The organism is Aquihabitans sp. McL0605, from assembly GCF_049993875.1.
In the GTDB taxonomy this organism is placed as follows: Bacteria; Actinomycetota; Acidimicrobiia; order Acidimicrobiales; family Iamiaceae; genus Aquihabitans.
This window is the reverse complement of the sequence record NZ_CP188252.1, coordinates 2,837,106-2,856,494: the sequence shown is the minus strand read 5'-3', so window position 1 is coordinate 2,856,494 and position 19,389 is coordinate 2,837,106. Positions and strand designations below refer to the sequence as shown.

23 protein-coding genes are annotated in these 19,389 nt (G+C 72.4%); 3 read left to right on the top strand and 20 right to left on the bottom strand.

What is annotated here, in order from left to right; genetic code table 11:
* Positions 1 to 2: 2 nt before the first annotated feature.
* Both nadC and ACPPVX_RS13335 read right to left on the bottom strand, forming a co-directional pair.
* Entirely contained in the window at positions 3 to 875 is an 873-nt protein-coding gene (gene nadC / locus ACPPVX_RS13340; RefSeq protein WP_426571049.1) for a carboxylating nicotinate-nucleotide diphosphorylase, read from the bottom strand.
* A 90-nt stretch (positions 876 to 965) separates the two neighbouring features.
* A complete protein-coding gene (locus tag ACPPVX_RS13335; protein ID WP_426571048.1) occupies positions 966 to 1,676 on the bottom strand; it encodes a hypothetical protein in 711 nt (236 codons plus the stop codon).
* Positions 1,677 to 1,694: 18 nt separating this feature from the next.
* Between ACPPVX_RS13335 and ACPPVX_RS13330 the strand changes: the two genes are divergently transcribed.
* Positions 1,695 to 3,035, top strand: coding sequence for an ArnT family glycosyltransferase (locus tag ACPPVX_RS13330; protein ID WP_426571047.1), 1,341 nt, complete (start codon positions 1,695 to 1,697; stop codon positions 3,033 to 3,035).
* Here the strand turns inward: ACPPVX_RS13330 and ACPPVX_RS13325 are convergent.
* The 18 genes from ACPPVX_RS13325 to ACPPVX_RS13240 all read right to left on the bottom strand — a co-directional run bounded on the left by ACPPVX_RS13325 (position 3,028) and on the right by ACPPVX_RS13240 (position 15,311).
* The gene (locus ACPPVX_RS13325; protein WP_426571046.1) at positions 3,028 to 3,375 is read right to left on the bottom strand and encodes a hypothetical protein; all 348 of its coding nucleotides are present in this window, start codon (positions 3,373 to 3,375) and stop codon (positions 3,028 to 3,030) included. The genes ACPPVX_RS13330 and ACPPVX_RS13325 overlap by 8 nt on opposite strands.
* Positions 3,376 to 4,212: a phospholipid scramblase-related protein gene (locus tag ACPPVX_RS13320; RefSeq protein WP_426571044.1), complete on the bottom strand. Its 837-nt coding sequence runs from the start codon at positions 4,210 to 4,212 to the stop codon at positions 3,376 to 3,378. It abuts the gene before it with no gap.
* Between the two features lie 106 nt (positions 4,213 to 4,318).
* On the bottom strand, positions 4,319 to 5,911 hold the full coding sequence (gene nadB, locus ACPPVX_RS13315; protein WP_426571043.1) for an L-aspartate oxidase: 1,593 nt from the start codon (positions 5,909 to 5,911) through the stop codon (positions 4,319 to 4,321).
* 118 nt (positions 5,912 to 6,029) lie between these two features.
* Complete coding sequence (gene panD, locus ACPPVX_RS13310; protein ID WP_426571042.1) at positions 6,030 to 6,455, bottom strand: aspartate 1-decarboxylase; 426 nt, start codon at positions 6,453 to 6,455, stop codon at positions 6,030 to 6,032.
* Positions 6,456 to 6,636: 181 nt separating this feature from the next.
* On the bottom strand, positions 6,637 to 7,485 hold the full coding sequence (gene panC, locus ACPPVX_RS13305) for a pantoate--beta-alanine ligase (RefSeq protein WP_426571041.1): 849 nt from the start codon (positions 7,483 to 7,485) through the stop codon (positions 6,637 to 6,639).
* A gap of 2 nt (positions 7,486 to 7,487) precedes the next feature.
* A complete protein-coding gene (locus tag ACPPVX_RS13300; protein WP_426571040.1) occupies positions 7,488 to 8,234 on the bottom strand; it encodes a DUF2520 domain-containing protein in 747 nt (248 codons plus the stop codon).
* Positions 8,231 to 8,707, bottom strand: coding sequence for a 2-amino-4-hydroxy-6-hydroxymethyldihydropteridine diphosphokinase (folK, locus tag ACPPVX_RS13295; RefSeq protein ID WP_426571039.1), 477 nt, complete (start codon positions 8,705 to 8,707; stop codon positions 8,231 to 8,233). Before folK ends, ACPPVX_RS13300 begins: the two co-directional genes overlap by 4 nt.
* Positions 8,704 to 9,087: a dihydroneopterin aldolase gene (folB, locus tag ACPPVX_RS13290; RefSeq protein WP_426571038.1), complete on the bottom strand. Its 384-nt coding sequence runs from the start codon at positions 9,085 to 9,087 to the stop codon at positions 8,704 to 8,706. Before folB ends, folK begins: the two co-directional genes overlap by 4 nt.
* A complete protein-coding gene (locus ACPPVX_RS13285; RefSeq protein ID WP_426571037.1) occupies positions 9,080 to 9,595 on the bottom strand; it encodes a hypothetical protein in 516 nt (171 codons plus the stop codon). Before ACPPVX_RS13285 ends, folB begins: the two co-directional genes overlap by 8 nt.
* The gene (gene folP / locus ACPPVX_RS13280) at positions 9,586 to 10,422 is read right to left on the bottom strand and encodes a dihydropteroate synthase (RefSeq protein ID WP_426571036.1); all 837 of its coding nucleotides are present in this window, start codon (positions 10,420 to 10,422) and stop codon (positions 9,586 to 9,588) included. The genes ACPPVX_RS13285 and folP overlap by 10 nt, the downstream gene beginning before the upstream one ends.
* A gap of 54 nt (positions 10,423 to 10,476) precedes the next feature.
* The gene (gene folE / locus ACPPVX_RS13275; protein ID WP_426571035.1) at positions 10,477 to 11,079 is read right to left on the bottom strand and encodes a GTP cyclohydrolase I FolE; all 603 of its coding nucleotides are present in this window, start codon (positions 11,077 to 11,079) and stop codon (positions 10,477 to 10,479) included.
* Positions 11,076 to 11,657, bottom strand: a complete 582-nt coding sequence (locus tag ACPPVX_RS13270) for a hypothetical protein (protein ID WP_426571034.1) — start codon at positions 11,655 to 11,657, stop codon at positions 11,076 to 11,078. Before ACPPVX_RS13270 ends, folE begins: the two co-directional genes overlap by 4 nt.
* A gap of 55 nt (positions 11,658 to 11,712) precedes the next feature.
* Positions 11,713 to 12,267, bottom strand: a complete 555-nt coding sequence (gene hpt / locus ACPPVX_RS13265; RefSeq protein WP_426571033.1) for a hypoxanthine phosphoribosyltransferase — start codon at positions 12,265 to 12,267, stop codon at positions 11,713 to 11,715.
* A complete protein-coding gene (tilS, locus tag ACPPVX_RS13260) occupies positions 12,260 to 13,219 on the bottom strand; it encodes a tRNA lysidine(34) synthetase TilS (protein ID WP_426571032.1) in 960 nt (319 codons plus the stop codon). Before tilS ends, hpt begins: the two co-directional genes overlap by 8 nt.
* Positions 13,183 to 14,250: a zinc-dependent metalloprotease gene (locus tag ACPPVX_RS13255; protein ID WP_426571031.1), complete on the bottom strand. Its 1,068-nt coding sequence runs from the start codon at positions 14,248 to 14,250 to the stop codon at positions 13,183 to 13,185. The genes tilS and ACPPVX_RS13255 overlap by 37 nt, the downstream gene beginning before the upstream one ends.
* 4 nt (positions 14,251 to 14,254) lie before the next feature.
* Complete coding sequence (locus ACPPVX_RS13250; protein WP_426571030.1) at positions 14,255 to 14,395, bottom strand: hypothetical protein; 141 nt, start codon at positions 14,393 to 14,395, stop codon at positions 14,255 to 14,257.
* A gap of 55 nt (positions 14,396 to 14,450) precedes the next feature.
* Positions 14,451 to 14,678 carry a mycothiol system anti-sigma-R factor gene (rsrA, locus tag ACPPVX_RS13245; RefSeq protein WP_426571029.1) on the bottom strand — a complete coding sequence of 76 codons (228 nt, stop codon included), beginning with the start codon at positions 14,676 to 14,678 and terminating at the stop codon, positions 14,451 to 14,453.
* A 12-nt stretch (positions 14,679 to 14,690) separates the two neighbouring features.
* Entirely contained in the window at positions 14,691 to 15,311 is a 621-nt protein-coding gene (locus ACPPVX_RS13240) for a sigma-70 family RNA polymerase sigma factor (RefSeq protein WP_426571028.1), read from the bottom strand.
* Positions 15,312 to 15,464: 153 nt separating this feature from the next.
* Between ACPPVX_RS13240 and ACPPVX_RS13235 the strand changes: the two genes are divergently transcribed.
* Both ACPPVX_RS13235 and ACPPVX_RS13230 read left to right on the top strand, forming a co-directional pair.
* The gene (locus ACPPVX_RS13235) at positions 15,465 to 17,669 is read left to right on the top strand and encodes a sensor domain-containing protein (protein ID WP_426571027.1); all 2,205 of its coding nucleotides are present in this window, start codon (positions 15,465 to 15,467) and stop codon (positions 17,667 to 17,669) included.
* Between the two features lie 82 nt (positions 17,670 to 17,751).
* Entirely contained in the window at positions 17,752 to 19,353 is a 1,602-nt protein-coding gene (locus tag ACPPVX_RS13230) for an alkaline phosphatase family protein (RefSeq protein ID WP_426571026.1), read from the top strand.
* Positions 19,354 to 19,389 lie beyond the last annotated feature (36 nt).

The following is a 19,389-nucleotide window of genomic DNA, read 5'->3' as shown; positions in this document are numbered from 1 at the left end:
GGTCACGTGGCCACGTCGATGTCGAGACCGATGTCGAGGACGGGCGACGAGTTGGTCAGCGAGCCGCTCGACACCACGTCGGCGCCGGTGCGGGCGTAGCTGCCCACGGTCTCGAGCGTGATCCCACCCGACACCTCGAGCAGGGCGCGCCGCGTGCCGACCGACGCGGCGTGGTCGTCGGCCACGGCCACGCAGGCCGCCACCTCCACGGGCGTCATGTTGTCGAGCAGGAGCGCGTCGGCGCCGGCCTCGAGCGCCTCGACGACCTGCTCCATCCGCTCGCACTCGACGTGGACCGTTCGGCCCGGCCACGTGTCGCGCGCCGACGCCACGGCTTCGACGATGCCCAGCGCGGTGAGGTGGTTGTCCTTGAACATCACCCAGTCGCTGAGGTTGCCGCGGTGGTTGCGGGCGCCGCCGGCGCGCACCGCGGCCTTCTCGAGCGAGCGCAGGCCCGGGGTGGTCTTGCGGGTGTCCCACACGCGCAGCGGAGCGGCGGCGTCGACGAACGCCCGGGTGCGGGTGGCGATGCCGCTGAGGTGGCCCAGGAAGTTGAGGGCCGTGCGCTCGGCGGTGAGCACCGGGGCGAGCGGCCCAGTGACCGTGCCGAGCACCTGGCGGGCCGTGACCCGGTCACCGTCGGCCACGTGCCACGTCACCACGACCGCGGGATCGACCTGGCGGAACGCCTCGGTGGCGCAGGCCGTGCCGGAGATGACGCCGTCGGTGCGCACGACGAACTCGGCCGTGGCGGTGGCCGACGCCGGGAGCAGCGCGGCGCTGAGGTCGCCCAGCGGGAGCAGGTCCTCGTCGAGGGCGCGGCCCACCAGGTCGGAGACCACGCGAGCCGGCACGTCGTACGGACCGATCGTCATCGGAGCTCGACTGCCGGATCAGACGGGACCATCAACGTTCCTCCGCGGGGCTCGGTGCCGACGACGACGGGTGGCCGGCACGAGAGCCTGTCACCCTTCGGCGAGGGGAAGGTAGCCCAGCAGGTCGAAGGCGGTGCCGGGCGAGGTGGCGACCACGCCCACCGAGTGGCCCACCTGATCGCCAGCCGGGATCGCGACGGTCCGCTCCAGGTGCTCGAACGTCACCGTGGCCTTGGTGCCCACGCGCGCCAGCTGGACGGCGACGTGACGGGTCGGCGCCTCGAAGGTGGCCAGCACCACCCGGCCGTCGCTCGCCACCCGCTCCAGCTGCCAGCCGGTCCCGGCGGCGTCGACCACGAGCTGCAGGCCCACGGCGTCGGGCCCCGCCCCCGCGGCACCGATCGTGATCCCTCCACCCGGCATGGCCGCCACCACCTGGGCGTAGACCACCACCTGGTCGGTGCTGGTGCCGACGTGCAGCGCGCTGGGCGCGGCGGCGTAGGACTCCAGCACCCCGTCGGTGACCGTCCACCCGCCACCGACGGCCTGCCAGGTGCCGAACCCGGTCACCTCGCCCGGCGTGCCCTCCCGGTCGAACGGGTCGAGCGCGGCGCCGCGCGGCGCCAGCAGGTCGGTGCGCCACGCCTGGCCCGGGTAGCCGGACCCGTCGGCCGAGCCGGCCTGGACGACCAGCACCGCGCCGACGACGACGACGGCCGCCACGCCGACGGCGACCGCCAGCCGAGCCCGACGGGACAGCGTGGTGGGCGCCTTGAACGACACCCCAGCCGACCCGGACACGGTCGGTAACGTACCCGCGTGCGCATCGTCGGGACGGGGTTCGGTCGGTGGGTGCTGGCGGCCACCGTGCTGGGCGCCGTGGTGCGCATCGCCTGGCTGATCAACCAGTGGAACAACCCGATCGGGTTCGAGGACGCGTTCTTCTACCACCACCAGGCCAACCTGCTCGCCGACGGCCACGGCTTCATCAGCCCGTTCCCGTTCCTCAGCTCGGGCATCGCCAGCCCGGCCGCCGAGCACCCGCCCCTGTACTCGCTGTACCTCTCGGTCTTCTCGTTCCTCGGGGCGACATCGGTGGGCTGGCACCAGCTCGCCACCACCCTCCTGGGCATCGCCACCGTCCCGCTGATCGGGCTCGCCGGACGGGAGGCGGGCGGTGAACGGGTCGGCGTGATCGCCGCGGTCATCGCCGCCATCTACCCGCACCTCTGGTACCAGGACGGCATCGTGTGGGCCGAGGCGTCGGCCCAGGCGTGCGTCGCCCTGTTCGTGCTGGTCGCCTACCGCTACGTCCGCCGGCCGTCGCTGCGGAACCTGGCCACGCTCGGTCTGGCCTCGGCGCTGGCCGCCATGGCCCGCACCGAGCTGGTCCTGCTGCTGCCGCTCGGCGTGATCCCGCTCGCCCTGCTCACCCAGGGCCTCCCCCGCGCCCGGCGCATCTCGTGGGCGGCGGTGGCGATGGCGGTCGGGGTCGCCGCGCTGCTGCCGTGGATCGCGTTCAACCTGGCGCGCTTCGACGAGCCCACCACGCTGTCGTCGAACCTCGGGCTCACGCTCGCCAGCGCCAACTGCGACAGCACCTGGTACGGCCCCACCATCGGCTACTGGGACTTCGCCTGCGCCCAGACCGCCGGCGAGCAGGCCGCGCTGACCGGTGGCGACCCTTCCGCGGTCGACGCCCAGGCCCGCGCCGAGGCCCTCCGCTACATCAGCGACAACCGGGGCCGGCTGCCGGCGGTGATGGCTGCTCGCATGGGCCGGATCAGCGGCATCTGGAGCCCCGCGCAGCAGGTGCGCATCGACGTCATCGAGCACCGCCCCAAGCGGGTGGCCCAGTCCGGCGTGGCCTTGTGGTGGCTGGTGCTGGCCCTCGCCCTCGTCGGCGTCGGCGCCCTCCGCAAGGCCAAGATCCCGTCGTGGCCGGCCGTCGCGCCGGTCGTCGTGATGCTGATCGGCGTGGCCACCGCGTTCGCCAGCACCCGCTACCGCGCCAGCGCCGAGCCCGCCATGGTGGTGCTCGCCGCCGCCGGCGCCGTCTCGCTCCTCGACCGCTGGTTCGCCCGCCGTCCTGGCCACGCCGCGCCCGACGTCGACCCCGAGCGTCGAGCCCCAACCCCGGCGCCTGCCACCGTCAGCTGATCAGCCAGCCCAGCAAGGCGACCACCAGGAACACGACGACGACGGCGGCCACGCCCACCTGGAGGCGCCAGTCGGGGTCGGCGCTCACCACCGCGGTGAGCTTGGGCGCAGCGACCGGCGCCGACGCACCCGAGTCGCCGTCGACGGGGAGCGCCAGGACCGAGCCCTCGCCGTGCTCGACGCGGACGGCGCCCAGGGCGCGCACGTCGGCGCGCAGCTCGTCGGGCGTCACGGTGAAGCCGTGGGCCTCGAGCCGATCGGCCAGGACGCGCAGGCCCGGCACGTCGCCGGCCGCCAGCTCCTGGCGCACCTGCGCCCGGCGCTCGGTGGTGGCGGCCACCTAGTTGAAGCCCCGGGCGTCTTGCTTGAGCGCGGTGTCGACGCTGACCGCGGTGGCCACGACCAGGCTCCGCAGCGGTTCGGCGAGCGGGCGGTGGATCTGCACCACGTAGTTGTCGGCCTGGGTGAACACGGCCCGGGTGAGCCCCGAGAACGTCTTGGTGATGCGGGCGATCTCGGTGCCCGTGGCGTCTTGGATGTTCCAGTTCCACGCCCGCCAGTTCTCGCCGTTGATGCTGCCGATGCGCTGCTCGCCGACCACCAGGCCGAAGCGGATCTTGCCGATCACGTTCTCCTGCACGATCTGGCCGATCTCGGCCCCGGTGCCGTCTTGGACGATCACCTTCGACTTCACGACCTTGGCCGGGCGCGTGAGCTGGAGGATCACCTGGTGGTTGTGGTCGACCACCTGGAGCTTGTGGGTCATGAACTGGTCGTAGCTGGTCACCAGGCGCATGACCTTCTTGGCCGTGCTCTGGCCCACCTGCCGGACCGCCCCGATCTGGTTGCCGTTCTGGTCGGAGATCGCGTACTCGTTGCTGAGCTCGATGAGCTTGGCCTTCTGGTTGACCACGAGGACCGGCTCGTTGAGCAGGTGGCCGCCGCCGGCGGCCGCGCCTTGGACCACACCTGCCTTCACCAGGTCCTGGGCGATCTTCTCGGGCTTCACGTCGCGGACGGGCACGTTGGCCGCGGCCTGGACCGGGTCGACCGACGGACGGCCGTGGGAGCTCACCTGATCGGTCCAGATGCTGCCGTCGAACCACCGGTACTCGTGGCGGCCCATCGGGTCGGGGTACCAGTTCGGCTGGTGGCCCCCGCTCTCGGTGTCGGTCATCGCTGCTCCTGCGTCATCGGCGCCCGGTCGAACCTCCGAGGACGATACCCCCGACCCTGGCCTGGCCTGGCCTGGCCTGGCCTGGCCTGGCCTGGCCTGGCCTCGGTCAGACGAAGACGATGCGGTGCTTGAACTCGGCGCTGGTCTGCGGGAAGTCCTCGCGGGTGTGGGCGCCGCGGCTCTCCTCGCGGCGCAGCGCGGCATCGACGGCGGCGCGGGCGACGGTGGCGAGGTTGCGCAGCTCGTGATCGGCGACGGTCTCGGCGCGGGGCGACGCCATCGTGTCGGCCACCACCTTGGCGGCCTGCTCGAGCGACGACGCGTCGCGGAGGACGCCGGCGTGGGTGGTGAGCTCGCGCTGCATGTGGTTGCGCAGGACGGCGGGATCCTCGGCCGGCGAGTCGGCGGCGATGACGATGGGCTCCAGGTGGACGAAGCGCCCGCCGATCACCCCGGGGGGGACCTCGTCGGGCCGGTCGGGGTCCATCCCGAGGACCGTGCGCATCGCTCCGGTGGCCTCTGGGCCCGAGCCCCCGGCCTCGATGGCCTCGACGGCGCGCGGCCCGAAGACCATGCCCTCGAGCAGCGAGTTCGACGCCAGGCGGTTGGCTCCGTGGACGCCCGAGCACGACGCCTCGCCCGCGGCCCACAGTCCAGGGATCGACGACGAGCCGCGCAGGTCGGTGACGATGCCGCCGCACGTGTAGTGCGCAGCGGGCGCGACGGGGAGCCAGTCCTTGGCCGGATCGAGGCCCACCGCGGCCAGCTCCTTGGCGATGTTGGGGAACCGCTGCTCGAACTGCTCCAGCCCCGTGGCGTCGAGGAAGACGTGGTCGGCACCGAGCTCGAGCATGCGCCGGGTCTCGGCGCGCGACACGACGTCGCGCGGCTGGAGCTCGTCGACGAACCGCTCGCCCGTGGTGTCGCGCAGCAGCGCGCCGTGGCCGCGCAGGGCCTCGGTGAGCAGCGGACGCGGCATGGAGTCGACCGACAGGGCGGTGGGGTGGAACTGGGTGAACTCGATGTCGGCCACCGCCACGCCCGCTCGCAGCGCCATGGCGATGCCGTCGCCCGTGGCCTCGAGCGGGTTGGTGGTGACCGCGTACAGCTGGCCGGCGCCGCCGGTGGTGACGAGCACGTTGGTGGCCCGCACCTCCTGGACCGATCCGTCGGGGAACCGGGCGGTGATGCCGCGGCAACGACCCCCCTCGATGATGAGCTCCAGCGCGAACGCGTGCTCGTAGATGGCGGCCATGGTGGCCTGCACGGCCTCGACCAGCGCCCGCTCCACCTCCGCTCCGGTCTGCGATCCGCCCGCGTGCACGATCCGCGCCAGGGTGTGGCCGCCTTCTCGGGCCAGCTCCAGCTCGCCCCGCGCGTCGCGATCGAACATGGCCCCGAGGGCGATCAGCTCGTTGACCCGGTTGGGGCCCTCGTCGACCAGCACCCGGACCGCCTCGGCATCGCACAGCCCCGCGCCGGCCTGGAGCGTGTCGGCCAGGTGGAGGTCGGTGGAGTCGGGGTCGCCGTGCAGCACCGCAGCCACACCGCCCTGGGCCCAGCGGGTGGTGGCCTGGGGCAGCTCGCCCTTGGTCAGCACGCCCACGCGCATCTTGTGGGTCTCGGCGGCCCGCACCGCCGCCGACAGGCCGGCCACGCCGCTGCCGAGGACGAGCAGGTCCAGCTCCGTGTCGCTCATCCGGTCAGTCTGGCCCGCCGACCCTCCAACCCGCACCCCGAAACCCTCGACCACCCCATCCCGCCGGACTTCGGGTGGATCCGGGCCACCGCTGGACGGGATCCCCACGACGTCCGGGTCAGGCGGGGGCCGGGACCTCGACGTAGCGGCGGGGCGCGGGCGCGTGGAGCGCGGCGAGGGCGGTGGCGGTGGCCTCGTCGACGATCCCGTTGGCGGTGTCGACGTGGACGATCGCCGGCTCGTAGGTGGCCAGCTCAGCGTCGTCGTAGTCGGCGTAGCTGATGAGGATGACCTTGTCGCCGGGCGCCACCAGGCGGGCGGCGGCACCGTTGAGGCACAGGTCGCCCGACCCGCGCACCCCGGCGATGACATAGGTCTCGAGCCGGGCACCGTTGTCGATGTCGACCACGGCCACCTGCTCGAACTCCACCAGGTCGGCGGCGTCCATCAGGTCCTGGTCGACCGTGACCGACCCCACGTAGTGCAGGTCGGCATCGGTCACCGTGGCGCGGTGGATCTTCGACTTCATCATCCGTCGTCGCATGGGAGCTCCCTGGGTGGTGGACGCCGATCGCTCGGTCGCCCCCGGATCTGGAACCCCCTCAGTCTGCCCATCCTCGTCTGTACCAGTACAAATCTCCCCTTTGCCCCCACCATGGACTCGGCACCCTTCACGGACACGACGGTCCTGGATCGGTGCCAGGTTCGGGAGGGGGGGAGGCGGGTCAGGTGGTGATGGCGGTGTTGTCGAGGAGGCGGGTGGTGCCGAAGCGGGCGGCGACAAGAAGGCGCTGCTCGCCATCCACCGCGGCGGCGGGCTCGAGGGTGGCGGCGTCGACGAGGGCGGCGTAGTCGAGCACGGCCTCGGGCTCGGCCCCGATGGCATCGGCGACGATCGCCTCCACCGCGGCCGCGGAGCGCTGGCCGGCGGCGACGGCGGCCGCCGCGGCGTCGAGCGCGCGGTGGATCACGGGGGCCGCCGCGCGCTGGTCCGGTGAGAGGTAGACGTTGCGGCTCGACAGGGCGAGCCCGTCGGCCTCGCGCACGATCGGGCAGCCGACCACCTCGATGGGCATCGACAGGTCGGCGGCCATGCGGCGGACGACGGCGAGCTGCTGGAAGTCCTTCTCCCCGAAGTACGACCGGCTCGGCCCGACGATCGAGAACAGCTTGGAGACGACGGTGGCGACCCCGGCGAAGTGCTCGGGGCGGGCGGCCCCCTCGAAGCGGGCGGTGATGTCGGCGACCGTCACGGTGGTGAGCACCGGGCGGGGGTACATCTCCTCCACGGAGGGCACCAGGACGTGGGCCACGCCGCACGCGTCGGCCAGCGCCAGGTCCCGGTCGAGGTCTCGGGGGTAGTCGCTCAGGTCCTCGCTCGCCGCGAACTGCAGCGGGTTCACGAAGATCGACGCGGCGGCCACGGCGCACTCGGCCGCCGCGGCCCGCATCAGCGAGGCATGGCCCTCGTGCAGGTAGCCCATGGTGGGCACGAAGCCCACGTCGGCGCCCGCCGCCCGGGAGGCATCGAGCGCAGCGCGGAACCCGGCGATGGTGGCGTGGACCTCGGGCACGGTCAGCGGCCGGTCAGCTCGGGAGGGAGACCGTCGTCGTCGACGAGGCGGCGGGCCGCGGCGGCCAGGGCCAGGTACGCAGGGCGCTCTGAGGGGTCGATGGCATCGAGGTGGCGGGCGATGGTGGCCCAGTCGCCCCGCGCGGCCGGTCCGGTGAGGGCGGCGGCCGGGCCGACCTCGGCCACGTTCTGGAGCGCGCCGGCCGCGAGGTGCAGGTAGGCCTCGCCGGGCACGCCGATGCCACCGGCGATGCGCTCGACCTGGCCCATCAGGGCGACGAGGTGGTTGGAGGCCACCACCGCGGCGGCGTGGTAGGCCGCCCGGTCCTGGTCGGCCACCTCGAACCACCGGCCACCGAGGTCGGCGGCCGCTCGCTGCACGATCGGGTCGCCGGCCAGGGCGAACCACGACCCGAACAGGCGCTCGGCCCCTCGTTCGGGATCGGGCAGCGCGACCAGCGGGTGGATCGCCGCGGTGCGCGGGTGGCCCGCCAGCACGTCCAGCCCGAGCGAGCCCGCCGCATGGGCGATCACCGGCTGGGGCGTCGGCTCGATGGCGGCGGCGACCTCGGCGATGACGGCGTCGGGGGTGGTGATCAGCACCAGGTCGGCGCCGGCGCCGGCGCCCCGGAGGTCGTCGTCGCGGCCGAGCAGGCCGACGACCTGCCACCCGGCCCGCTGCAGCGCCGACCCGAGCGAGCGGCCCGCCCGGCCGGGCCCGACGATCCGCAGCCGCGGCGCCACGGTCATGGCTCGGTGGGCTCCCACCCGACGAGCGGCTCGACCTGGTGGACCTGGCCCTGCGCCCGGGCGTACACGTCGGGATCGACCAGCTCGGGCGCGAGGTCGGCGAGCGGGGCCAGCACGAAGGTGCGCTCGGACCAGCGCGGGTGCGGGATGGTCAGGTCGGGGTCGTCGACGGTGGTGCCGTCGATCCAGATGATGTCGACGTCGAGCGTGCGCGGCCCCCAGTGCTGGGTGCGGACGCGCTGGGCCGCCGACTCCAGGCGGTGGCACACCGCCAGCAGCTCGCGCGGCGCCAGGTCGGTCTCGAGCTGCACGACCAGGTTGAGGAACCGGCCCTGCTCGGGGCCGCCGACCGGGTCGGTCTCGTAGACGGGCGAGACGGCGGTGACCGACGACCCCAGGGACCCCACGGCCTCCTGGAGGAACTGGCGGCGGTCGCCCAGGTTGGACCCGAGCGACAAGAAGGCGCGGGTCATCGGACCCGGCGGATCCGCACGCCCGAGGTGGCCAGCGCGTGGGGCACCGGCGGGCGGAGCTTGCGCACGGCGACGGTGACCGCCGCGGCCCGCTCGTCGACCGCCAGCACGGCGTCGGCGATCTGGGCGGCGAGGTGCTCGAGCAGCTGGGGCGCCCCGCCGTGCACCACCGCGACCGCGGCGTCGCACAGGGCGCCGTAGTCGATGGTGTCGGCCAGCACATCGGTGCCGCCGGCGACCGAGAGGTCGGCCTCGACGAGGAGGTCGATCTCGAGCGGCTGGGCGCGGTCGCGCTCCTCGGGGAGCGCGCCGCAGATCCCCACGACCTCGAGCCCGTGGAGCTCGATCAGGTCGCCCGGTCCGCCGCCGGCTTCAGGCATGGCCGGCGAGCTCCATGGCCACGGTGACCAGCTCCCGGGCCGGCGGGCCGAGCTGGCGGTGCAGCAGGCGCTCGGTGAGCGAGATGGCCTTGGGCCCCGACGGGACCAGGCCCGTCCACACCAGGTAGCCGGCGATGATCCCGGAGAGGCGGTCGCCGAGCTCCTCGCCGTGGATGAGCACCTTGGCCTCGGGCACCGACAGCAGGCCCTTGAGCTCGGGGAAGAACGACGACAGGTAGGCGGCCGGGTCGTCGTGGTTGCCGAACGGACGGTGCGTCCAGGTGACGCCGAGCTCGTCGTAGTTGTGCAGGTTGGCGGGCGAGGCGACGATCGAGATGACCGGCGAGAACCCCTGCTCGCGCACCCAGATGATCTCTTCTTGGCGGCGCACCCGTCGGTGGTTCGACCCGTAGCCGCCCGGCCGCTCGCACACTGCGAGGCTGCCCTTGATCACCCAACGGAAGTTGCGGGGCTCGATGCCCTGCGCCCATTTGCCCTTCACAGCCACCGGCTGCTCTCCCTCTGTTCGTGGTCGACCGCGTCGGTCGACGTTCCTTCAGAACCTGCGGCACCGAGCGCCGCCACCGTGGCGGCGACGTCGTGCACGCGAACCATCGATGCGCCCGAGCCGGCGGCGCACAGCGCGGTGGCCACCGAGCCTTCGAGGCGATCGTCGACACCGGCCGGACCGGCGCTGCCGTCGGCCTGGGCCATCGCGGCCCCCAGGAACCCCTTGCGGCTGGTGCCCACCGCGACCGGCAGCCCGGAGGCGCACAGGTGCGAGAGGCCCGACAGGAGCGCCCAGTTGTGGGCGGCGGTCTTGCCGAAGCCGATCCCCGGATCGATCCACACCTCGGGCACGCCCGCAGCCAGCGCCGCCTCGGCCCGGGCCACCAGGAAGGCCTCGACCTCGGCCACGACGTCGCCGTAGGCGGGATCGACCTGCATGGTGCGGGGCTCGCCCTGCATGTGCATGGCCACCCAGCCCACCTGCTGCTCGGCGGCCACGTCGTGGAGCGAGGCGGTGACGTCGTTGATCAACGAGGCGCCCGCAGCCACCGCGGCCCGGGCGACAGCTGGCTTGGCCGTGTCGATCGACACCCGGACGTGGGGGGCGAGGGCCTCGATGACGGGCACCACGCGCGCCAGCTCGGTGGCCTCATCGACGGGCTGGGCGCCTGGTCGGGTGGACTCGCCACCGACGTCGACGATCCCTGCACCCTGGCGGGCCAGCTCGAGGCCGTGGTCGATGGCGCGAGCCACATCGGAGAAGCGGCCGCCGTCGCTGAACGAGTCGGGTGTCACGTTCAGGATTCCCATGACCAGCGGACGCACGGGCACCAACAGTACCGAGGGCGTCAAATCGACGCCGGGGAACCTCGGTGCATCTCAGTTGCGCTGGATGAACCGCATGGCTTCCTCGCGGGTGGCGACGTTGCTGCGGAAGAGGCCCCGCACCGCGGACGTGACCGTGGTGGAGCCGGCCTGCTTGACGCCCCGCATCGACATGCACAGGTGCTCGGCCTCGATGACCACCATGACGCCCTTGGGGTCGAGGCTGTTCTGCATGGCGTCGGCGATCTGACTGGTCAGACGCTCCTGCACCTGCGGGCGCCGGGCGTAGCCGTCGACCAGGCGGGCGAACTTGGACAGGCCGATGACCCGGCCGTCGTTGCCCGGGATGTAGGCCACGTGGGCCTTGCCGATGAACGGGGCCAGGTGGTGCTCGCACAGCGAGTACATCGGGATGTCGCGCACCATGACCATCTCGTCGTGCTCGGCCTCGAACACGGTCCGGAGGTGCTCGTCGGGGTTCTGGTGCAGACCGCCGCAGATCTCGGCGTACATGCGGGCGACGCGGGCGGGCGTGTTCAGCAGGCCGTCGCGGGTGGGGTCCTCGCCGATGGCCGCGAGGATCTCCTTGACGGCGGCCTCGATGCGGGGCTGATCGACCCCTGGGCTCTCGTTGCTGCGGTCTTCGAAGGCGCTCATGACAGCTTGTCGACTCCGGCGGTGGCGAGCAGGGACATGGCGTCGAGCCCGATGGGCTTCAGCGACCCGCTGGCCCGGCTCGACAACGTGAGGAGATAGGGCCCGGTGCGCACCTGCAGGACCGTGCTGTCGTCGGCGACGGTGGCGAAGGCGGCGTCGCCGAGCGACTCGACGGGCTGGTTGTCGATCGCCGCGGTGCGCAGCGTCTCGAACTGGGCGGCGAGGGCGGCGGTGTCGGTGCCGAAGTCGCGCGCCTCGATGCGCAGGCTGAGCGAGTCGCCGTTGGGATCGGTGCGCTGCCAGGCGCAGGCTTCGCCGTGGACCTTGTCGTCCTTGGTGCCGATGGCTGCGGGGGCGAGCTGCTTGAAGTCCTCGTCGCCGCCGATGAGCGCCTTCATCTGCTTGAGGTCGTAGGCGTAGCAGAGGCCCAGGTCGGTGGAGCCGGCCGGCGGGTCGGCGAACGCGATCACGCCCCGGTCGCTCGACGTGGCCTTCTTCTCGTCTTTGCTGCACGCCGATGCACCCAGGACCACCGAAGCGATCAGGACGCCGGCACCCAGGACCCGCAACCGTGACATGAGGGGCGACGCTAGTGCCGCGGCACCGCCGTCCCAACGTCGGCGGCGGACGGCATCACTCGAGGTAGGACGCGACGTACGGCAGGTTGCGGTAGCGGTCCGAGACGTCGAGGCCGTAGCCCACCACGAAGTCGGGCGGGATGCGGAAGCCGACGTAGCGCAGGTCGGGGTCGCGCTTCTGGAGCCCGTCGCGCACGAGCAGGGCGCAGACCTCGACGCTGGCGGGGTGCCGGGCGAGCAGGTTCTTGCGGAGGTACGCCAGCGTGAGGCCGCTGTCGATGATGTCTTCCACGATCAGCACGTGGCGGCCGCTCAGGTCGAGGTCGAGGTCCTTGACGATGCGGACCACGCCGCTCGACTTGGTGGCGTTGCCGTAGGACGACACGGCCATGAAGTCGAACTCCACCGGAAGGGCGATCTCGCGGGCGAGGTCGGCCATGAACATGATCGCCCCCTTCAGCACGCCGACGAGGAGCGGGGCCCGCCCCTCGTAGTCGGCCGTGATCTCGGCCCCCAGCTGGCGGACCCGCTTCTGCAGCTCCTCGGTCCCCACCACGACGTCGCCGATGTGCGGGTCGCCCTCGTAGGGCGTGGCCGGGAGGTCAGTCATGGGCGGCATCCTGCCATGCACCGGGAGGACGCACCGACAGCCGGCCACCCGACCGGCTCACGCGCCAACCGCCCGCCACCTCGGTGGCGACGTGGGCGCCCCGGGCCACGTCGAGCACCCGACCGACGGACGCGGCGTCGACGCCGTACCCCTCGCCCACGCCCACGGCCACCAGCCAGGCCCGGACCGCGGCCCCCGCCACCGCCTCCGGCGCGGCGGCCAGTTCGGCGGCCGAGGTGGGGTCGATCGTGGCGGCCTGCGCGGCGAGCGCCTCGTCGACCAGGGCGAAGAGGTCGGCCTGGCGGACCAGGACCGGGACCGGGTCGCGATCGCCGATGTCGGCGAGGAGCGGCAGCAGCTCGTGGCGCACCCGGTTGCGCCGGAAGCGGGCGTCGCGGTTCGACGGGTCGTCGACGGGCTCGAGGTCGAGCGCCGCGCACAGCGCGACCGTCTCGGTGCGCCGGAGGTCGAGCAGGGGTCGCGACGGCGAACGGGCCATGCCCACCGCGCCGGCCGGACCGGCGCCGCGGAGGAGGTGGAGCAGCACCGTCTCGGCCCGGTCGTCGGCGGTGTGGCCGGTGAGCACGCCGGCCGGGAGCGCGCCGAAGCGGGCGGCGCGGGCGCGGGCCTCGAGGTTGGGCCCGTCGGCCACCTCCACCCGCACGGACCGGAACGCGGCGCCGAGCGACCCGGCGACCTCGGCCACCACATCGGCTTCGCCGGCCGATCCGGGCCGCAGCCCGTGGTCGACGTGCACCGCGGTGGCCGGGCACCCCGCAGCGACCGCGAGCACGAGGAGCGCCAGCGAGTCGGGGCCGCCGGACACCGCGCAGGTGACCGGGTTCCCGGCCGCGGGGAACCCGGTGCGCGCCAGCAGGTCGGCCACCATCGGGTGGTGGGGGCCCGAAGCCAGCGTCAGGCTGCGACCGTGGGCACGACCCGAGCGATCCACGCCTGCGGGTCCCGGATCTCTTCGATGCTCGGCAGGTTCGAGGGCTCGACCCAGGCCAGGTCGAGCAGCTCGGTGCCGCCCTCCTTCTCGACCGCCTCGATGAAGCGCTCGCCCTGCTCGTACTGCTTCATCTTCGCTTCGAGCCCGATGAACTTCTGCAGGAACTTGGCGAACGGGTTGGCCTCGGCCCGGCGCTGGCGCAGCACGGCGCCGAACCGGTCGGCGCTCGGGATCTGGTCGGCACCGGCGCGGTCCATGGTGACGTCGCCGTGGCCTTCGAGCAGGCTCATCAGCCCGGCCACCTGGTCGAGCACGAGCTTCTGGTCGGGCGAGGCGAGCAGTGCCATGACCCCACCGTCGTCGAGGGGGTTCTTGCCGCTGCGGGCCTCGGCAGCCACGCGGCCGAGCGCATCGAGGAACCGCTTGGGGTCGGGGTCGACCGCGTCGACGGTCTGGCCGACGAGGCCCAAGAAGTGCTCGCGCATCCAGGGGATGCCGGTGAACTGGGCCCGGTGGGTGACCTCGTGGAGGGCCAGCCAGTGCCGGAACTCACGAGGGGGGAAGGCGAAGCGCTTCTCGAGCCCGATGATGTTGGGCCCGACGTAGTACACGATGTCCTGCTCTTCGGGGTGCTCGTCCTCGATGACGAGCAGGTCGTACTGGCCGAGGACCCGGGTGGACATCCAGCCGAGCACCATGCCCATCTCGGCGCCGGCGACGCGGCTGGCGACGGGGGCCAAGGGGTTCGACGACAGGTTGTCCTCGAGGCGGTCGGTGATGGGGCGCAGCAGCCGCTGGAACGACGCGATGTTGGCGCGCACCCAGCCTTGGCGGTCGGTGACGCGCGCCCGGGCGAGGCCCGAGTGGCTGCGCAGGCCGGTGGTGAGGGCCACCTGCTCCTCCGCCCTGGCGGTGAGCTCCTCGAAGTCGGTGCTCAGCGAGGCGTAGTGGTACGACTCGGCGAACGGTTCGCGGCCGGCGGCTCGAACCGCGACCTTCTCCGCCAGCCCCCAGTCGACCGCTGCGCCCATCGGGTCAGCTCCGGCCGCGCGGCGGGTACTTCGGCTTCACGACCTTGTTGAGGTACCCGACGATGGTCGCCACGATGAAGAGGATGGCTCCCAGCGTGAGCGGCACCGCGATCCAGTAGTGCCAGACGGTCTTCGCGAACAGCATGCGGCGATCCTACGGTCGGTTGCCGTGACCGCGGAACTCGGCCCCGGAGACCGGGCTACGCCTCACGCTCGAGCGCGTTGGCGATGCGGGCCCGAAGGGCCTCGGGCACCTGGTCGACGCACCGGCTCTTGACCACGATCCGCAGCTCCGCCTCGAAGTCGTAGGCCTCCAGGCAGGGGGAGCAACCGTCGAGGTGCTGGAGGATGTGCACCCGATCGTCCTCCGTGAGCTGCCCATCGAGGTAGAGGTACAGCTCCTTCAGAGTTTCGTTGCAGTCGGACATTTCGGTTCCTGGTCAGTGGTCGGTGCCGGCGGCACTGGAGACGGGTTCAGATGAGGAGCGTTCGTCGTCGGGGCGATCAGCGAGCCCGTGGGTGACGGCATACTCGTACAACGCCTTCTGCAACGCCTTTCTTCCCCGGTGCAGCCGGCTCATCACGGTGCCGATCGGGATGTCGAGGATCTCGGCGATCTCCTTGTAGGCGAAGCCCTCGACGTCGGCGAGCAGGACGGCCATGCGGAAGTTCTCGGGGAGCGCCTCGATGGCCGCCTTGACCTCGGCCTCGCTGAAGGTGTCCATCAGCTCGTCCTCGGCGCTGCGCCCGGCCCGGGCCGCTTCCAGCCCGCCCAGGCGCCGGTACAGGTACAGGTCCTCGACCTCTTCGAGATCGGTCTCGTCGGGCCGGCGCTGCTTGGCCCGGTACGAGTTGATGTACGTGTTGGTGAGGATGCGGTAGAGCCAGGCCTTGAGGTTGGTGCCCTCCTGGAACCCGCCGAAGCCGCGGTAGGCGCGGAGGTACGTCTCCTGGACGAGGTCCTCAGCGTCGGCGGGGTTGCGGGTCATGCGCAGGGCACCGGAGTACAGCGAGCTCATGAGCGGCATGGCCTGCTCGGCGAACGTCGCTTGGTCAGCCATGCCCCGCAACCTAGCGGCCGGGTCGCGCTGTCGTCTCCTGCCGGCCCGCCACGGGGCCCGCTCCTCCCGTCCGAGATGGGTCCAACGACCACAAGACAGCGGAGGGTGGTCGGTGGCACACTGTGCGGAGCGAAAAATGCGTTGGAGGGCGTCATGGGCGGAACCGGTGAGCGCGGAGAGGTCGCAGCGTCCGAGCGCTGGTTCCGCAGCTTGCTGTCCAACATCAGCGACACCGTCTCCATCACGGACGGCGACGGCAAGCTGCTGTTCTCGTCCGGCACCGACAACAACCTCCTCGGGTACCCCGACGACTTCTGGCTCGGGCGGCAACCGATCTCCCTCGTGCACCCCGACGACATGGACCGCGCCGTCGGCGGGTGGGAGCGGGCCCTCGCCAACCCCGGGATGGAGGTCTACGAAGAGGTCCGCATGCGCGAGGCCAACGGCACGTGGCAGGACATCGCCATCACCGGCGTCAACCTGATCGACGACCCGGAGGTGGGCGGCATCGTCGTCACCTCGCGCAACATCACCGATCTCCGCCGGGCCCAGCGCCTCTCCACCAGCCAGGCGTCGGTGCTGGAGCTGATCGCCCGCGGCGAGTCGCTCACGACGGTCGGCGAGGCGTGCGTCCAGCTCCTGGTCGACAACGGGTTCAGCGGCAACTCGGCGATCTACCTGCTCGAGGAGGATCGCCTCGAGATCCGGGCCGGGTCGGCGCCCGCCGCCCTGGTGGAGTGGATGCGCGAGGCCGAGCGCAGCATCGACCGCAGCCTGTGCGACCGCGCCATCCTCACCGAGGACGCCGTCATCGTGAGCGATGTCCGCGCCGCCACCCTCGCCGAGGGGCTCGGGTACATCGCCGCGAACGAGGACATCAAGGCGGCGTGGTCGCAACCGATCCTCTCGATCGCCAGCGGCCGGCCGGTCGGATCCCTGTCGACGCTCTACGACGAGATCCACGTCCCGAGCGAGCACGAGCGCCACACCGCTGATGTGGCCTGCAGCCTCGTCGCCATCGCCCTCGAGCGCGCCGACACCGAGGCGCAGCTGGCGCACCAGGCGCTCCACGACGGGCTGACCGGGCTGCCGAACCGCACGCTGCTGCTGGACCGGCTCGACCACGCGCTGGCCCGCCGCGAGCGCACGGGCACCGACATCGCCCTGCTGTTCTGCGACATCGACCGGTTCAAGGTGGTCAACGACAGCATGGGCCACAACGTGGGCGACCAGCTGCTGGTGGCGTTCGCCCAGCGGTTCCGCTCCGTCGTGGCGCCGAGCGACACCGTCGCGCGGTTCGGCGGCGACGAGTTCGTGGTCCTGATCGAGGACGTGACCACTGACGACCATCCCGTCCGGGTGGCCGAGGAGCTGGCCGAGGCGCTCGCCCACCCGTTCCTCCTGCCCGCCGGCAACGAGGTCTTCCTCACCGTCAGCATCGGCCTGGCGCTCGCCACCGACCACCGCTCCGGTGACGGGTGGCTGCGCGACGCCGACGCCGCCATGTACCGAGCCAAGGAGGCCGGCCGGAACCGGCTGGCGGCGTTCGACACCGACATGCGCGACGCGGCGATGATCCGGCTGCAGATCGAGAGCGACCTGCGGCGCGCCGTGGAGCGCGACGAGCTCGTCGTCCACTACCAGCCGGTGATCGACCTCGTGACCGGGCGGATCTCCGGGGCCGAGGCGCTGGTGCGGTGGCAGCACCCCGAGCGTGGGCTCCTGCCCCCGGGCGACTTCATCGAGGTCGCCGAGGACACCGGCACGATCAACGGCATCGGCCGCCACGTCCTGGAGACCGCGGTCCGCGAGATCAGCCGCCTCGTGGACCACACCCGCGACCGGCCGTTCCAGCTGGGCGTCAACGTCTCGGCCCGCCAGCTCAGCTCCGGCGACCTCGACGAGCTGGTGCGCTCCGTGCTGGCCGGCAGCGGCTGGCCCGGCCCGTCGCTGCTGCTCGAGCTGACCGAGAGCGCGCTGCTCCACGGCCTCGACGAGCCCATCGGCGTGATGCGCCGGCTCCACGACCTCGGGGTGTCGCTGGCGATCGACGACTTCGGCACCGGCTACTCGTCGCTCGCCCGCCTGGGCCACCTCCCCGTCGACCAGGTGAAGATCGACCAGTCCTTCGTGGGTGCCATCGGCCGGCCCGACGACCGCCTCGGCCGCATCGTCGACGCCGTCATCGCCATCGCCGTCGCGCTCGACCACCGCACCACCGCGGAAGGCGTCGAGACCGACGCCCAGCTCGACTACCTGCGGCGCATGCGGTGCGACTACGCGCAGGGCTTCCTGTTCTCCAAGCCGCTGCCGTTCGACGAGTTCGCGGCGCTGCTCGAGTCCGACCCGCGCTGGTAGCCGGCGCCGTTCGCCGTCCCGTCGCCTTCCGGTCGTCGGGCGGACACCCGCGCGCTGCCGGGCGGATCTACGGTGACCGCTCATGGCCAAGGGGATCAGCAGGCGACGAGTGCTGCAGGGGTTGGGTGCGGGAGCGGGGCTGGCGCTCACCGGAGGACTGCGAGGGCCGGCGGTGTGGGCCGCGCCGGGCGTGCTCGGCCCGGGCTCACGACCCGACCCGAGCAAGCCCGAAGGCATCGACACCATCCCGCAGATCGATCACATCGTGATCTACATGCAGGAGAACCACTCCTACGACTCGTACTTCGGGAAGCTCGACGTGGGCGATGGCTACTCGCTCGACGGCAGCGGCAACCCCACCAACTCGAACCCCGACCCGGCCAACGGTGGCGCGGCGCTCAAGGCATTCCTCGCCACCGAGGGGTGCCAGCTCGGCAAGGGCGTCAGCCAGTCGTGGAACGCCACCCACATCCAGTACGCGAACGGCGCCATGGACGGCTTCGTCACCGCGTCGGGCGCCAACGCCATGAAGTACTGGGACGAGAGCCAGCTGCCCTTCTACTACGACCTGGCGCGCACGTTCCCGCTGTGCGACCGGTGGTTCGCGTCGGCGCCGTGCCAGACGTACCCCAACCGCCGCTACCTCCAGGCCGCCACCTCGGTGGGCCTCGTCTCCACCGACACCGCGGCGGTCCTCGCCACCCCGAGCGCTCCCAACGGCACCATCTGGGACCGGCTCAACGACCACGGCATCACCTGGGCCGACTACTGCTTCGACCTGCCCGACATCCTCCTGTTCCCCGAGACCCACGCCTCGAACCAGGAGAAGGTCAAGACCATCCCCCAGTTCCTCTTCGACGCCGCCAACGGCAAGCTGCCCCAGGTCTCGATCGTGAGCCCGGGCTTCCAGCGGTACACCGAGGAGAACCCCCACGACGTCCAGCTCGGCGAGGCCTACAGCGCCCGCATCATCAACGCCGTGCTCCAGGGCGCGGCGTGGGAGCGCACCCTGATGGTCTTCACCTACGACGAGCACGGCGGCTACTACGACCACGTCGCGCCGCCGGCCGCGGTCGCGCCCGACTCGATCGTCCCCGACATCGAGGTCCCGCCGGATCAGCCCGGCCTGTTCGACCGCTACGGCATGCGCGTGCCGGGGTTCGTCATCTCGCCGTACGCCAAGGCGAACCACGTGTCGTCCACCGTCTACGACCACACCTCGATCCTCCGGATGATCGAGACGAAGTTCAACCTCGGCGCGCTCACCTTCCGCGACGCCAACGCCGAGAACCTGCTCGACACCGTCGACTTCACCACCAAGACGTTCGGCGATCCGCCCACGCTCGCCGAGCCGGGCCTGGGCGACGGCGAGAGCGCGTGCGAGCCCGGGGTCCCCAACCCCAAGACCATCGTCGCCGCCGACACGGCGTCCACCACGACCACCACCACGACGGTCGCCGGCGGCACCGCCACCACCGTGCCCGGCGGCGCGGCCACCGCGCCCGGAGCCACGCCCATCACCGGCGAGCTCGCCCTCACCGGTGCCGACATGACCGGGCCCACGATCTTCGGCGTCTCGGCCGTGGCCACCGGGCTCATCGCCCTCGCCGCCCGCCAGCGCCTCCTCGACCAGCAGGCTGCCGCCGCGGCCGCGGCCGGCACCGAGCCCCCGCCGGCGACCTAGGCCCGCTGCCCGCGGCCGGCGCCGCGGAGCCGGAGC

Bases quoted from the DNA above. Each gene is read 5' to 3' on its own strand.
- nadC (WP_426571049.1), bottom strand. From the start codon at position 875: ATGACGATCGGTCCGTACGACGTGCCGGCTCGCGTGGTCTCCGACCTG.
- ACPPVX_RS13320 (WP_426571044.1), bottom strand. From the start codon at position 4,212: ATGACCGACACCGAGAGCGGGGGCCACCAGCCGAACTGGTACCCCGAC.
- nadB (WP_426571043.1), bottom strand. From the start codon at position 5,911: ATGAGCGACACGGAGCTGGACCTGCTCGTCCTCGGCAGCGGCGTGGCC.
- panD (WP_426571042.1), bottom strand. From the start codon at position 6,455: ATGCGACGACGGATGATGAAGTCGAAGATCCACCGCGCCACGGTGACC.
- ACPPVX_RS13300 (WP_426571040.1), bottom strand. From the start codon at position 8,234: ATGACCGTGGCGCCGCGGCTGCGGATCGTCGGGCCCGGCCGGGCGGGC.
- folK (WP_426571039.1), bottom strand. From the start codon at position 8,707: ATGACCCGCGCCTTCTTGTCGCTCGGGTCCAACCTGGGCGACCGCCGC.
- folB (WP_426571038.1), bottom strand. From the start codon at position 9,087: ATGCCTGAAGCCGGCGGCGGACCGGGCGACCTGATCGAGCTCCACGGG.
- folE (WP_426571035.1), bottom strand. From the start codon at position 11,079: ATGAGCGCCTTCGAAGACCGCAGCAACGAGAGCCCAGGGGTCGATCAG.
- ACPPVX_RS13270 (WP_426571034.1), bottom strand. From the start codon at position 11,657: ATGTCACGGTTGCGGGTCCTGGGTGCCGGCGTCCTGATCGCTTCGGTG.
- hpt (WP_426571033.1), bottom strand. From the start codon at position 12,267: ATGACTGACCTCCCGGCCACGCCCTACGAGGGCGACCCGCACATCGGC.
- ACPPVX_RS13255 (WP_426571031.1), bottom strand. From the start codon at position 14,250: ATGGGCGCAGCGGTCGACTGGGGGCTGGCGGAGAAGGTCGCGGTTCGA.
- ACPPVX_RS13250 (WP_426571030.1), bottom strand. From the start codon at position 14,395: ATGCTGTTCGCGAAGACCGTCTGGCACTACTGGATCGCGGTGCCGCTC.
- rsrA (WP_426571029.1), bottom strand. From the start codon at position 14,678: ATGTCCGACTGCAACGAAACTCTGAAGGAGCTGTACCTCTACCTCGAT.
- ACPPVX_RS13240 (WP_426571028.1), bottom strand. From the start codon at position 15,311: ATGGCTGACCAAGCGACGTTCGCCGAGCAGGCCATGCCGCTCATGAGC.
- ACPPVX_RS13235 (WP_426571027.1), top strand. From the start codon at position 15,465: ATGGGCGGAACCGGTGAGCGCGGAGAGGTCGCAGCGTCCGAGCGCTGG.
- ACPPVX_RS13230 (WP_426571026.1), top strand. From the start codon at position 17,752: ATGGCCAAGGGGATCAGCAGGCGACGAGTGCTGCAGGGGTTGGGTGCG.